Below are 13,916 nucleotides of genomic sequence, written 5' to 3' on the forward strand. Positions count from 1 at the left end.
TGAATAAAAATAATCCCCTCGCTTGAGGGGATTTTTGAGTTTATCTGCGTTTCAATTGTTCGCTGAACTTAAAATTGAATTTGATATTTCATCGGCAACAAAACGTTTACGTCCAGTCTGTTTGGCTTTAAACAGGTTTTTATCGACCATATTTAAAAAGTGTATTTTGTCATCTTTCTCTGTCGGACAAATACATTTCACCCCCAGACTTAAACTGACATTTTCTGAAATAGGAGATGCCCGATGGGGTAGATTTGCCTGATCGATCATACGAAGTATATTGTTTGCAATTTGAATCGCACCCTCTAAATCCGTTTCTGGCAATACAATCGCAAATTCCTCACCACCATAACGTGCCACCAGGTCGCGTGGACGTACACAGCAACTTTCCAACATCTGTGCAATCTGCTTGATACAGGCATCGCCAATAATATGCCCATTAAAATCATTGTATTGTTTAAAGAAATCGATATCGATCAAAATGACCGACAGTGGCTTTTGTTCACGTATTGCGTTGTTCCATTCACGTGAATAAAAATCATCAAATAAGCGTCGGTTGGCAATTTCAGTTAAACCATCTTTATAGGAAAATTCTTCCAGCTTGCGGTGCAATGCTTTTAGTTCCTCTTCCTTTTTCTTACGTTCAGAAATATCAAACATAAAACCGACTAAACGTTCAACTTCACCATTTTCCTTGCGTACCACATGAACTACATCACGAATCCAGCAATATCCACCGCTTGCCTTTAAGGCACGATAATCCGCTTCATGATCTATGCCGGCAATAGATTGCGACACACAATAATTAAGGACATGATCACGATCATCCCGGTGCATACGGTCTGCCCAGTCCTGCACCGATTTCCAGGAATCCTGTTCCCAGCCCAGTAACTTTTCAATTTGAGGGCCAATATAACTAAACTGTTTGGTGGCCCAGTCTATGCTCCAGGGTATGGCCAAAGTCGACTCTAATAATGTTTTATAAAACATGTCATTCGACAATTGCTGCTCATCAAACGGATTTTTCGGCATAGGACTACTCTAATTTGAATGGGCAAAAAAATATCTTCGCATGTTCTGGTTTTAGCATACAGGACATTTCAATACGCTCTTGATAATTAACCCGCTTGAAGCAGGTTCCCCAATAAAAGCTGCTTTTCACCACTAAACATTTTTACATTTCAAAATGATTATTTATTCTACAATTTCTCTCCAAAAAAAGTATATCCTTCAGATCGTTTAATATATTTTAAAAAGTAGTCAAAAATTTCTTATCCGAAATATCTCCTATAAATTTTCTAAAATATGCAGAATTCATTATGTTTAGATCAAAGAGCGAATAAGATTGTCTAGATTGCAGTCCAAACCTTGCACCTACCTAGCGACCTTCATATTCAACAAATTGTTTTGACCGGAAATTTGGTAAAGTAAAATATTTTGCTGAAACAAAAATTTAAATATTTTAATTCTAAAGACTTACTTTAATTTCAATGGTTCTTTCTATAATCAATGACAGAATCAACTACATCATTTATGGTAATTTATAGCCTCATCATACATTGTGATTTGGGGCGTTACATGGCTGTTCATTTTTTTCATACATCAGACTGGCACTTAGGACAATTCTTTTATAACCACTCCCGCCAGTATGAACATGAACAGTTTTTAAACTGGTTACTTCAACAAATCCAGCAGAAACAGCCCCATGCCTTACTGATCGCCGGTGATATTTTTGATGTCATCAACCCTGCATCTAGCGCACAAAAACAGCTTTATCAATTCCTAGCCGATGCACATGAACTTGCCCCGCATATGCAAACGCTAATGATTGCCGGTAATCATGACTCAGGATATCGCATTGAACAGGTCGAACCTTTACTGGAAAAATATAATGCTAAAACGGTGGGAGTGATTCATAAAAATGCGGCAGGCCAGATTGATTTAGACCGTTTGCTGCTGCCTATTTACGATCAGCAAAAACAGATTGTGGCCTGGTGTCTGGCACTACCGTTTTTACGTCCAGCAGAAATTACCGGTGTGAATGAACACACCAGTAATAGCCAAAATGCGATTGCCTACTTGCACCAGCAACTGATTGCAGAAGCTAAAAAACGTAAAACGGATAATCAGGCGCTTATTCTGATGTCACATGCGCATATGCAAGGCTGTGAAACGTCCGATTCGGAACGCCCGATTATTATTGGCAATGAAGAAACCTTATCGACTGCATTATTTGATGACTGCATCGATTATGTCGCACTGGGGCATTTGCATAAACCACAAAAAGTTCAGCATCCACACATCCGTTATAGTGGCTCCCCTATCCCATTGTCTTTTAGTGAGATTCACTATAAGCATCAGATTGTAGAGGTACAAATTGATCCGCTAAAGCAGGATGAATCATGCTTTCAGTTTGAAGCGATTGCCATTCCGCGCTGTATTCAGTTGCATAAAATTCGTGGCGAGCTGAATGAGGTAATGCAAAAACTCAAAACCTTGCCCGAAGGTGAAATTGAACAGATTGATCAGCGTGAATATGTCGATATTGAATATCACACCCTGACGCCGCCCTTGCCCAATTTAAGACAACAATTTGAAGAAGCGCTGCCTAAAAATCGCTATCGTCTGGTACGAATTTCACGGCAATATTTATCTGTGGAAAATGACAGTACAACAATTACAAAAATTTGTCTGGAACCACCAACACCGGAAAAACTGTTTCAGCAGATCTGGGAAAAACAGGGCTATAGCAATGATGAAAATGTTTTAAAAGATTTTATCAGTCTAATACACGAAGCCCAAAAATCACTTGAAGAACAACAGATACGTTAAGAACTGTCCATGAAAATTCTATCCATTCGTATAAAAAATTTAGCTTCGCTTGCAGGTGAACATTTTATTGATTTTGAAACTGAACCTTTGGCCAGTGCGGGTTTGATTTCCATCGTCGGCAAAACCGGTGCCGGGAAATCGACCATTTTGGATGCCATGTGCCTGGCACTGTTCAACAAGATTCCACGTTTAAAAGACAGCGACGGAAAATTGCAGGATGTCGATGGTTCAGAGTTATTGACCAACTCACCTTTGACAGTTTTGCGCCGGGGCACCGCGCATGGCTTTGCCGAAGTCTGCTTTGTCGCTCAGGATCAGAAACGCTATCTTGCGCGCTGGGAACTGAAACGTTCACGTGAAAAAGCCGATGGCAAACTGCAAAGTGTGCAGCGTTATTTAACCTGCCTGACCGACGGCGTGGTGATTGCCGATAAAGCCAAAGCGGTCGATACCCATATTCATCAAATCTGCCAGCTCAGTTTTGAGCAATTTACCCGCGCAGTGTTATTGGCACAGTCGGAAGTGACGGCATTTTTAAAAGCCCGCGATAATGAACGTGGTGAACTGCTGGAATATCTGACCAATTCGAGTATTTTCGGAAAAATTGGCCAGCTGGCTTATGAAAAAACCAAACAGATTGCCAATCAGCGCAAAGAGCTCGAAAACGTTTTAGGTCATATTGAGTTGCTGTCTGAAAAGGATTTCACTGCCTACTCCTCAAAACTTCAACAACTGAACCAAGATCATCAAAAACTGGATATTGAAAAGCAAAATCTACAAAAGCAACAACAATGGTTTGAACAAAAACATAAACTTCAAACTGATATACAAACACGTCAACAATATTTGGAGGCTCAGCAACAATATCTAGATGCACTTGCTCCGCAAAAAGCACAATTGCAACAACTTGAACGTTTTTCCTCTATTCGGCCTAGCGTCATTCTGCAGAAAAATTTAAATGCTGACCTTGCAATACTTCAACCCAAATTAGAACACGTTCAGAAGCAATTCACGGTGATTGAACAACAATTCAATACTGAAAAATTGACCTTTGAAAAAATAGATAACGCGCAAAAACAGCAACATCAATTTGAAATTCAACATCAGCAAAACATTGAGATGGTTCGTGCTCGCATTGCCGATCGACGTGTTTTGGGTGATCAGTTGCTTAAAATTAAAGATGAACTAAAAAGTTTACGAGAGCAACACTCTCCTCTTGTAAATACTGAACAGCAAGTCAAAAATGAGCTTCAACAATTACAACATGATATTACACAACACACTGCACTTTTGGCTGAATCTGCACATTTCAATCCTTTGGATGATGGGCTTTCGGCACATTTGAGCCAGTTACAACGCTTTATTCAAAACTATGCTCAATTTGAAAAAAACCATGGCAATGTGAGTCAAGCGCATCAAAATGTAATGCAACAACAGCAACAGCTTGAACAACTGACGCAGCAATATGGGCAAGATGATGAACTGAATCAAAAAATTGCTGCTATACGCACTGAGCGTGAACATCATTTACAACAGCTGAATCTACTTGATGTCATACACACGCATTGGCAAAACTTCAAAAATATTAGTGCTGAAAACTGCAAGCTAGTTTCGGCACAAAATAAGCTGCAACAACAAATTGAACAGAATCATGTACAACTTCAATCTGCTGAAAAAGCCTATCAGGATCAAAAAATTGCACGTGAACAATTACAACAGATGTTGCAAAAGCAACGTTTACTCCATACTGAAAATATTGAACATTTAAGAGCGAGCCTGGTCGATGGCGAAGCATGTTTAGTTTGTGGTAGCACACATCATCCATATATACAAAATCAGGATGCACTTTCAAACGAATTGTTCAAACTGCAACAGCAACAAGAACAACAAGAACTTGAAAAAGAAAAAACGGCTTTCGAAGCATGGCAACATTTGCAAAAAATGTATGCTCAACAAATAGCATCATCGGAAGCAAATGCTCGCCAACTAGCAACACTGTCATCACGACTGCAGCCTGCTCAAACTCAGCTTGAACAACAACTTAATACGCTGAATATCCCCTTTGATTTCTCGCAAGATCATCTGGTATTAGATCAAGCCCTGGCGACAAAGGTTATTGAATTTCAACATACGCAAAAACAACTTGAAGCTACACTCAGTACGCATGAGCAAGTACAAAAACAGCGTCATGCACTTCTTCAAATAATGCAACAAACCAGCCAGCAACTTTCTGTCCTAAAACAGGCTGAAGAAAATATTCAAGATGTTGTAGGTTTATTGAATGACACCCAAGGTCAAGCATGGAGTAACAATACGCTGAGTACGGCTGAACAAGTTCAAGTCATGTTACTACAGCGTCAAAACACCTTAAAACAACTGAACGATTTAAATGCTCAGCTTAATCAAAAATCGCAACAGCGCGATCAAGCTGTTCAAAATCTAAAATTTAGTCAGGAAAAAATTAAGACGACAGAAACTCGCATAGAAAACCTTACACAAGAAGGCAAACAAAATAGCGATTTAGCCATTCAAGCCATTTTTGACATGACACAAAGCAATGTTGAAAAACCACATGAATGGTTAGCGCAGTTCGATCAAAATAGACAACAATTGCACATTCAATTTAATCAAGCTCGTCAGCAGTTTGACCAAGTACGTCAAGCTTTTGAAATTGCTCAAAGCACGCTAAAAGAATATCAAACTCAGCAAACTCAATTTCAAACCCAAAAGCAAAATGTTGAACACAATATTCAACAGTGGTTAAGTCAGCATACAGATTTCAATGCGCTGTTATTGCAACAACTGAGCGAAGTTTCACATGAACAAGAACAGCAACTTAAACAGCATGTGGTCGATGTTGAACGAGCGCACTCGGATGCTCTAGCAAGTATTAAAGCCATTCAGGAACAGCTTCTACAACATATGGAACATCAACCTGAAATTGATGCTGAAACCCTATCTTCACAACTGACGACCGTTACTGAACAGCTCAAGCAATTGATTGAACAGCGGGATCAAGTGAAACTCAAAATTGAAATGCATCAACGTAATCTTGAAAAGCAAAAGCAATTTGCAGATCAAATTCAAGCCATTCAAAGTGAAGAACACCGTTGGAGTAAAATTTCAGGACTAATGGGCGATGCAAACGGCAAAAAATTCCGCGATTATGCACAGCAATATAATCTGGATATCTTGATTGAGCATGCCAACCAGCAACTGGCCATGCTCTCGCAGCGCTATACCTTAAAACGTCTGGACAACTCCTTGAGTCTGGCGATTATTGACCACGATATGGACGGTGAAACCCGTTCGGTCGCTTCGCTTTCAGGTGGAGAATCCTTCCTGACTGCACTGGCCTTATCTCTGGCGATTGCCAATATGGCATCAGGTTCCATGAAAATTGAATCTTTGTTTATTGATGAAGGCTTTGGCACGCTGGATGCCTCATCTTTATATATGGTGATGAATGCGCTGGATCAATTACAGAATCAGGGTCGTAAAGTGGTGTTGATCTCGCATATTCAGGAAATGCACGAACGCATTCCTGTACAGATTCAGGTCAAGCCCTTGGGTGCTGGTGCAAGTACCATTGAAGTGGTCGGTTAATTTAAAAGCTCATCCAATAAAGCATAAAAAACCTGGAGGATGCTCCAGGCTTTTATCAATAAGATATCTATGCCATCGGTCGCAAGGTCAGAATCTGTTCACTGCGCCCGAATGGCCCAGAAAGATCATGCAACACAGAACTGGTCAGGCCAATGCCATCTTCGCCATACTGCTGCACGGTTTCCAAGCCCAGCCACTGACCTTGCGGCAAGCGGTGCAGATGGATCTGTAAATCTAGATTCGGAAAGCCCCAACTAAAAGGTACTTCTTGACGTGGTACAACGCCATTGGCCGTATCTACCATGCCCATTAAGCGGACAAAATCAGTGGTAGGTTCACCCTCAACCATGTCATGTGGCGTTCGCAACCAAACAATGCCCTTTCCAGCACGGCGCTCATGGCTTCTTGCTTCTATCGACTGGATATACCCACCCGGCCACTGACGAATTCCTTCCCACACTGGCGCATTTTCAGGTGCATTTCCATGGGCATCTTCCAAGCCTTTAATTTCATGGCTATTTTGCGTCATCATGCGCCAGGTCCGTGCCACGATACAGCTTTTGCCCTGAGCCTGCATTTCGGACTCAATCAGCTCAATGGTTTTGCCTGGACGAATGACTTTGGTGATGATGCTAAACTCTCCAGCAGGAATCAGACCTAAAATATCTAAACTGATCCGGCCAATCCGCATACCCTGACGTGGCATAAAACGGTCTAACTCTGCACAGATAATGCCTGTTGCGGGTGCCATGTGTTGCTCGTGCTCATTCCATGCACCCTGTGCCAGCAATGTAGATTGATAATGTGCCGTAACGATACCTGTCGCATCTGTATTGCGCCCGATCAGTTGATAATATGCCGCCATACACGTCCCTATTTCCCTGGTTTAATAAATAATTTCTTATCTAAAGTAGTTGTTTAGATTGTTTTTTGTACTCAACTTTAGTGGAAAATTCAACTTTAAAAACAAAAACTGAACCCTAAGGTTCAGTTTTCAAAATCAGCAAAATGGGTGGTTCTGCGATTTATTTCGAATAATCCCGTGCTCCAAACAATGCAGTGCCGACACGGACCATAGTTGAACCTGCGGCAATAGCTTCCTGCATATCCCCCGACATTCCCATGCTTAAGGTATCCCAATCTTCAGGATGGGCATGTTCAGTTTTTACACTTTCAAACAAAGCTTTGGCATCACTAAATGCCTGCGGATTATTCGGGGCAGGAATCACCATCAGACCACGCAATTTTAAATGCGGTAACTGGCTGATCTGCTTCACCAGCTCAGCCACTGCACCCGGTTGGCAGCCATCTTTGGTGTCTTGTGCATCAATATTGACCTGCAAACAAATATTCAGTGGCACCTGATTCGCCTCACGCTGACTCGACAAGCGCTCTGCAATAATCAAACGGTCTACTCCATGCACCCAGGCAAACTTTTCTGCCAGATGCTTGGTCTTGTTGCGCTGCACATGACCAATAAAATGCCATTCAATATCCAGATCACTTAAAGCCTCAATTTTATCTAAAGCTTCCTGTAAATAATTTTCTCCAAATGCACGTTGTCCAGTTTGGTACATCTCGCGCAAAGACTCACCTGGATGGGTCTTTGAAACAGCCAGCAACTGCACACTTTCTACATTGCGCCGGGCGTGTTTACAGGCATCTTCTATTTGCTGTATAACTTGATTTCGTGACTGTTGAAGACTATTCATTGACGAGGTTCTCATTTCATTCATCTTTTTTGGGCTTCCCTTACAACTAACTGTTGGTTAAGTTTTGGGAAAGCCTTATTATTCTATCAAAATAAATAACATTTAAATGAACTCGGGGAAATTATGGATATCACTGAACTTTTAGCGTTTTCAGCTAAAAACGGGGCATCAGATTTACACTTGTCTGCGGGGATGCCGCCACTGATCCGTGTCGATGGTGAAGTTCGCCGTATTAATCTGCCTGCTTTAGAACATAAAGAAGTACACAAACTTGTGTATGACATTATGAATGATAAACAGCGTCGTGATTTTGAAGAAAAGCTAGAAACAGACTTTTCCTTTGAAGTTCCAGGTGTAGCCCGTTTCCGTGTGAATGCATTTAACCAGAACCGTGGTGCAGGTGCCGTGTTCCGTACCATTCCTTCAAAAGTACTGACCATTGAAGATCTGGGTATGGGTCAGATCTTTAAAGATATCTGTAATTACCCGCGCGGTATCGTACTGGTGACCGGACCTACAGGTTCAGGTAAATCTACTACGCTGGCGGCCATGATCGACTATATTAATGATCAGCGTTATGACCATATCCTGACTGTAGAAGACCCGATCGAATTTGTACACGAATCTAAAAAATGCCTGGTCAACCAGCGTGAAGTACATCGCGATACCCACGGCTTTAATGAAGCTCTTCGTTCAGCACTGCGTGAAGACCCGGATATTATTCTGGTTGGTGAGATGCGTGACCTTGAAACCATCCGTTTGGCATTGACTGCCGCTGAAACTGGTCACTTGGTCTTCGGTACGCTACATACCACCTCTGCAGCAAAAACCATTGACCGTGTGATTGACGTATTCCCGGCCGAAGAAAAAGACATGGTACGTGCCATGTTGTCTGAATCCTTACAAGCCGTGATCTCGCAAACCCTGCTGAAGAAAAATGGTGGTGGTCGTGTCGCTGCACATGAAATCATGATCGGTATTCCAGCCATCCGTAACCTGATCCGTGAAAACAAAGTGGCGCAAATGTATTCTGCCATTCAAACCGGTGCCAACTACGGCATGACCACGCTTGATCAAAGTTTAAAAACCCTAGTTGCAAAAGGTGTGATCAGTGCGCAAACTGCCCGCACCATGGCAAAACAGCCAGAATCATTCTTATAATTTGAAAACGGATTGGGGTTCTTATTATGGATTTTAATGACTTACTGAATTTGATGATTCAACAGAAGGCATCGGACTTGTTTATTACGGCCGATGTTGAACCATCCATGAAAATTAATGGTCAGATTGTGCCCATCGCCAAAACCAAGCTGACTGGTGAAATTGTGGGACAGCTTTTAAACTCGATTATGAGTGATAAGCAACGTAAAGAATTTGCCGAAACACGCGAATGTAACTTCGCGATCAACAACCGCGACAAAACTGCCCGTTTCCGTGTCAGCGCATTTCAACAGCGCGATCAGCCGGGTATGGTTTTACGTCGTATTGAAACTGTAATTCCAACCATAGATGACCTCAAGTTACCGCCCATTTTAAAAGAACTGGCGATGAACAAACGTGGCATCATCATTTTTGTCGGTGCGACAGGTACAGGTAAATCGACCTCTTTGGCTTCCATTATTGGTTATCGTAACCAGAATTCCAAAGGTCATATCATTACCATTGAAGACCCGATTGAATTTATCCATGAACATGCAGGCTGTATCATTACCCAGCGTGAAGTGGGCATCGATACTGACTCTTTTGAAGTAGCCTTGAAAAACACACTGCGTCAGGCACCAGACGTGATCCTGATTGGTGAGATCCGTTCACGCGAAACTATGGATTATGCGATTGCCTTTGCCGAAACCGGCCATCTGGTCTTTGCCACCCTGCATGCTAACAACGCCAACCAGGCACTAGACCGGATTATTCACTTCTTTGAAGCAGACCGGCATAACCAGTTGTTTATGGATTTGTCTTTAAACATGAAAGCGATTGTGGCCCAGCAACTGATTCCAACGCTGGATGGCACTGGACGCCGTGCTGCAATTGAAATTCTGATCAACTCGCCTTTAATTTCAGACCTGATCCGTAAAGGTGATGTGCATGAAATTAAAGACCTGATGAAACGTTCACGTGAACTGGGTATGCAAACCTTTGACCAGGCCCTGTTTGACTTGTACAAAGCCAAGCAAATTAGCTATAAAGATGCGCTTAAGCATGCCGACTCACCAAACGATCTGCGCTTGCAAATCAAGTTGTCGGAAGAAGGTGGCGATCGCTTAATGCGCGCCAGTTCGAATATTACTTTCGATGGTCAGGCTTAAGGCCCAGATTAAGATGCAAAAAAAACAGGCTTCAAATAAAGCCTGTTTTTTAACTGATTCCAAGTCAGTATTATTTTTTACGTAATGCGTCCTGGCATTCCGCTGCATCACAATAACCATACAGATTTAGAGAGTGACCAGTTAAAGTAAAGCCAAATTTTTCAGCTACTTCATGTTGTTCATGTTCAATCACGTCATTGGTGAATTCGACCACTTTATTACAATTTTGGCAAACAATATGATCATGATGATCTTCTTGCATAATTTCAAAAACTGAATGATTATTTTCAAAATGATGACGCTGGATAATACCTGCAGCTTCAAACTGTGTTAACACTCGATACACAGTTGCTAAACCGACATCTTCACCCTGTTCAAGTAAAGTCTTATAAATATCTTCTGCGCTTAAATGATGTTGTCTTGAATTTTCTAATAATTCTAATATTTTTATTCGTGGAAGCGTAACTTTAAGTCCAGCTTTGCGTAAATCTTGATTTGAAATAGGCATGTAAAAGGGTCTCTCAACAAATTTAAAGTTGGAATATGCAACAAAGTTAAGATGCAGTATGATCTATCCGTGGATCAAATGCATCATAATTAATTTGGGATAGTGTAGCAAAATGCAAAAAATCATGTTGACGTTATTCGTCACTTCACTGCTCGCAGGCTGTTCGACCTTGGGCGTTTATAAAGTTGATATTCCTCAAGGAACACCATTAACTCAAGCACAAGCATCAAAAATTCAAGTCGGTATGAGCCACCAACAAGTTCGCTTTTTGCTAGGCAGTCCAACGGTCACAGATCCAATGAATCCTTTACGTTGGGACTATATCTACAACTACATCCCAGGAACTTATGCTAAAAAAGCCAAGATTCCTGCAGCACATGGTCAACATTTAAAAATTTACTTCGATCAAACCGGTACGGTGCAAAAGATTGAAGGTCTAGAAACTATTCCAGAATCTCAACCCGGCTTACCAGGTTCAAAAGAAGCGATTTTAACTGCGCCACCACTATAGACGCTTTAAAATAAAAATAAACCCCTCATTGAGGGGTTTTTCTTATCACTTCAATTGTTTAAAGCGATTTCCACGACAATATCGCCCAACCGGGTTGGCTGCTGCACGTTTGCGTCGAATATCCTTCGGATTGATAGTTAGCGGTCGATAAATCTCGACACGGTCACCTGCTTGTAAAATATGGTGTAGATCTTTCAGGCGCACACCAAAAATTCCCAGAGCAAGCGGTTCCGCCAAATCAACCTGTACCCGAATACCACTTTGTTCAATCGCCTCTAAAGCGGTCATCCCTTGCTGAAAGGGCACCGCAATATGAAACTGTTGCTCGGGTGCTGCATAGGCGACCCAAACCTGTTGTGTCTCACTCATCAGAACAATTGCCCAATAATTGCGATTATGGCCAAAATAATCGAAACAGGTAACACCACACGAACAGCAATACGCCACAGGTTATAAAATAACTCATTGCTGAAATTCATCGCTTTACGCAGATGACTAATTTTCATGATCCATCCGGCAAAAATGGCATAGATCAGGCAAATTGCTAAACCCCAAAGCATCAGCAGGCTATTGAAAACTGGAGTGATGGCTGGAATTGCCCAGACAAATACGGCAGCTAAAATAAGCAACCATTGAATCACGATATTCAACTGACGGTGTAACAGCTGTTCACGCGCCATTTGCAATAACAAGGCCGCAGTAGTCACCACGGCAACCACAAAAGCCAAACTCGGGATTTGAGCATTGGCAGCAAAGAAACCAAAAGCAATTACCGCAAGTAACTGTGCAATCCAGATCGGCAATACTGTTTTACTTGCAGTATCTTGCTGCTGAACCGCAGGCAGACTACTCTGCCAGTACAAGCCCATACCTAAACCACTTGCTACCAGTGCCAAGACGGTAGCACTGCCCCACTCGCTAAATTCAACCGCTGTAACATGCCAAGCTGGTAAAGGGGTTCCCATAACATTGGACAGAATTAAAGCAGCAAAAACACCAATCACCGTTAAAAGCAGAATAATTTTTCGTGGTGCAAATGAAAGTAAAACTGCAACTATCGCAAGAGCAATAAATAAAAGATTAGCTGCAATTCCATTAGCGGCAAAATGCCCCAGCAATTGGCCCGCATTCGACAATATGCCGCCTGCCAGGAAAGGAATAAAGACCACGGCCAGCCAGCCAACGATACGCCATTTTTGCGAGGCATCCGCATCACGGGTCAAGCTGGACAAGGCATTTAAAGCTGTGGTTTTAGAACGCTTTGCCAAGGCAATTTCTAAATAGCAGATCGGTAAAGCCAAAATAAGCATGGTACCTAACCATAACAGCCAAAAATCAAGCTGGCGATCAAGCTGAATCCCTACAATCGGTGCTAAAGTGGCAATGATGATAAAAGATAAACAAAATGCCATCAGCGGTGATAGCCATCGTGTCATAGCATTGTCCTGCATGATGCGTTCCTAAAAAAAGTCTTTTGCTATTTTGCCTTTCTCATAAGTGAAAATCAAAAAGAAAAAGCAAACCATTATGCCTAATGATTTGCAGCGCAAGATTATTATCTTTTTTTAATTGTAGTTATCTCATTTATCTTTTATGAGAAAAACCGAGCAAACCAGTTTTTACCTTTTTTCTGTTCTTTTTCTTTAATAATGCCCATCATGTTTTGTTTTACAGCACCAACATAATCAGCATCATCGTGCTGAATATGGTTAATCAGCCATTTCGCCAGTACTTCATGCAATTCACCTTCAATCGCCTGTCCCATTTCAAAGCGATCACGATAAGATTCAATCTTTTTAATGAATAAATCATGAACACGTTTATGCGGTACGCGGTATTTATAACCCGCCTCTTCCTGCAAAGATTCTTCAAAAGTAAAATGCGACTGAGTGTAATCAATAATATTTTCAAGAATCTGTTTAATACGCGCACGGTCGGTATTTTCAACGATATCATCAATTTCATTGATGTAATCCAGAATTCGTTTATGTTGATCGTCAATCACATCGATGCCAGTATTATATTCTGGAACCCATTTCATTTTCATTACGACCACCTATCAGATATAAACGATTAATCACATAAATTCATAATATATTGATATTAAACAAATAAAAATGCACCAAAACAGTCGACTTTTAGTTTTTTTTATAAAACAAACATAACCCATTGATATATATTTAATTATGATAGAATACCTACTAAAAGGATAAAGTATTTTTTAACCAGCTTCATTAAAAAAATGCTTTATTCAGGAGTTAACATTATTTTATAAACTATATTTTTTAGAAGTCATTTTTTAATTATATTAGCTTTGTACACGACAAAAAAAGATAACTCATTGAAATAATGGCATAATACTTGTTTTCTGACGACGAATATGATGACACATTTCAATGAGTTACATCTCATCTTAAACAAATATCTAAAGTGGAACA

Annotated in this window: 12 protein-coding genes; 5 read left to right on the forward strand and 7 right to left on the reverse strand. The window is 41.1% G+C overall.

Going from position 1 to position 13,916, the window contains the following annotated elements:
- Positions 1-51 precede the first annotated feature (51 nt).
- Positions 52-1,032, reverse strand: a complete 981-nt coding sequence (locus FTT83_RS12200) for a diguanylate cyclase (RefSeq protein WP_180042995.1) — start codon at positions 1,030-1,032, stop codon at positions 52-54.
- A 546-nt stretch (positions 1,033-1,578) separates the two neighbouring features.
- On the opposite strand from FTT83_RS12200, the gene FTT83_RS12205 reads away from it, so the two are divergent.
- Together FTT83_RS12205 and FTT83_RS12210 are read left to right on the forward strand one after the other, a co-directional pair.
- The gene (locus tag FTT83_RS12205; protein ID WP_373423503.1) at positions 1,579-2,832 is read left to right on the forward strand and encodes an exonuclease SbcCD subunit D C-terminal domain-containing protein; all 1,254 of its coding nucleotides are present in this window, start codon (positions 1,579-1,581) and stop codon (positions 2,830-2,832) included.
- A gap of 9 nt (positions 2,833-2,841) precedes the next feature.
- Complete coding sequence (locus FTT83_RS12210; protein WP_180042996.1) at positions 2,842-6,438, forward strand: AAA family ATPase; 3,597 nt, start codon at positions 2,842-2,844, stop codon at positions 6,436-6,438.
- Between the two features lie 67 nt (positions 6,439-6,505).
- On the opposite strand, the gene FTT83_RS12215 is transcribed toward FTT83_RS12210, so the two are convergent.
- Positions 6,506-7,303 (reverse strand): thioesterase family protein, encoded by a 798-nt coding sequence (locus FTT83_RS12215; protein WP_180042997.1) that lies wholly within the window; start codon positions 7,301-7,303, stop codon positions 6,506-6,508.
- 160 nt (positions 7,304-7,463) lie between these two features.
- Positions 7,464-8,150 carry a YggS family pyridoxal phosphate-dependent enzyme gene (locus FTT83_RS12220; protein WP_180042998.1) on the reverse strand — a complete coding sequence of 229 codons (687 nt, stop codon included), beginning with the start codon at positions 8,148-8,150 and terminating at the stop codon, positions 7,464-7,466.
- Between the two features lie 123 nt (positions 8,151-8,273).
- Here FTT83_RS12220 and FTT83_RS12225 point away from each other — a divergent pair, with 123 nt between their 5' ends.
- Positions 8,274-9,311, forward strand: a complete 1,038-nt coding sequence (locus tag FTT83_RS12225) for a type IV pilus twitching motility protein PilT (RefSeq protein WP_086196416.1) — start codon at positions 8,274-8,276, stop codon at positions 9,309-9,311.
- Between the two features lie 26 nt (positions 9,312-9,337).
- Complete coding sequence (locus FTT83_RS12230; protein WP_180042999.1) at positions 9,338-10,459, forward strand: PilT/PilU family type 4a pilus ATPase; 1,122 nt, start codon at positions 9,338-9,340, stop codon at positions 10,457-10,459.
- A gap of 70 nt (positions 10,460-10,529) precedes the next feature.
- Here the strand turns inward: FTT83_RS12230 and fur are convergent, their stop codons facing one another.
- Positions 10,530-10,967 carry a ferric iron uptake transcriptional regulator gene (gene fur, locus FTT83_RS12235; protein WP_086175193.1) on the reverse strand — a complete coding sequence of 146 codons (438 nt, stop codon included), beginning with the start codon at positions 10,965-10,967 and terminating at the stop codon, positions 10,530-10,532.
- Between the two features lie 112 nt (positions 10,968-11,079).
- Here fur and FTT83_RS12240 point away from each other — a divergent pair, with 112 nt between their 5' ends.
- Positions 11,080-11,478 carry an outer membrane protein assembly factor BamE gene (locus tag FTT83_RS12240; protein ID WP_166171149.1) on the forward strand — a complete coding sequence of 133 codons (399 nt, stop codon included), beginning with the start codon at positions 11,080-11,082 and terminating at the stop codon, positions 11,476-11,478.
- Positions 11,479-11,523: 45 nt separating this feature from the next.
- On the opposite strand, the gene FTT83_RS12245 is transcribed toward FTT83_RS12240, so the two are convergent.
- The 3 genes from FTT83_RS12245 to FTT83_RS12255 all read right to left on the reverse strand — a co-directional run bounded on the left by FTT83_RS12245 (position 11,524) and on the right by FTT83_RS12255 (position 13,525).
- Positions 11,524-11,847 carry an RnfH family protein gene (locus FTT83_RS12245; RefSeq protein WP_180043000.1) on the reverse strand — a complete coding sequence of 108 codons (324 nt, stop codon included), beginning with the start codon at positions 11,845-11,847 and terminating at the stop codon, positions 11,524-11,526.
- Positions 11,847-12,929 carry a hypothetical protein gene (locus FTT83_RS12250; RefSeq protein ID WP_180043001.1) on the reverse strand — a complete coding sequence of 361 codons (1,083 nt, stop codon included), beginning with the start codon at positions 12,927-12,929 and terminating at the stop codon, positions 11,847-11,849. Before FTT83_RS12250 ends, FTT83_RS12245 begins: the two co-directional genes overlap by 1 nt.
- Positions 12,930-13,069: 140 nt before the next feature.
- The gene (locus FTT83_RS12255; RefSeq protein ID WP_086196421.1) at positions 13,070-13,525 is read right to left on the reverse strand and encodes a bacteriohemerythrin; all 456 of its coding nucleotides are present in this window, start codon (positions 13,523-13,525) and stop codon (positions 13,070-13,072) included.
- Positions 13,526-13,916: the final 391 nt, after the last annotated feature.

The sequence above is a fragment of the Acinetobacter sp. YH01018 genome (assembly GCF_013420295.1).
In the GTDB taxonomy this organism is placed as follows: domain Bacteria; phylum Pseudomonadota; class Gammaproteobacteria; order Pseudomonadales; family Moraxellaceae; genus Acinetobacter.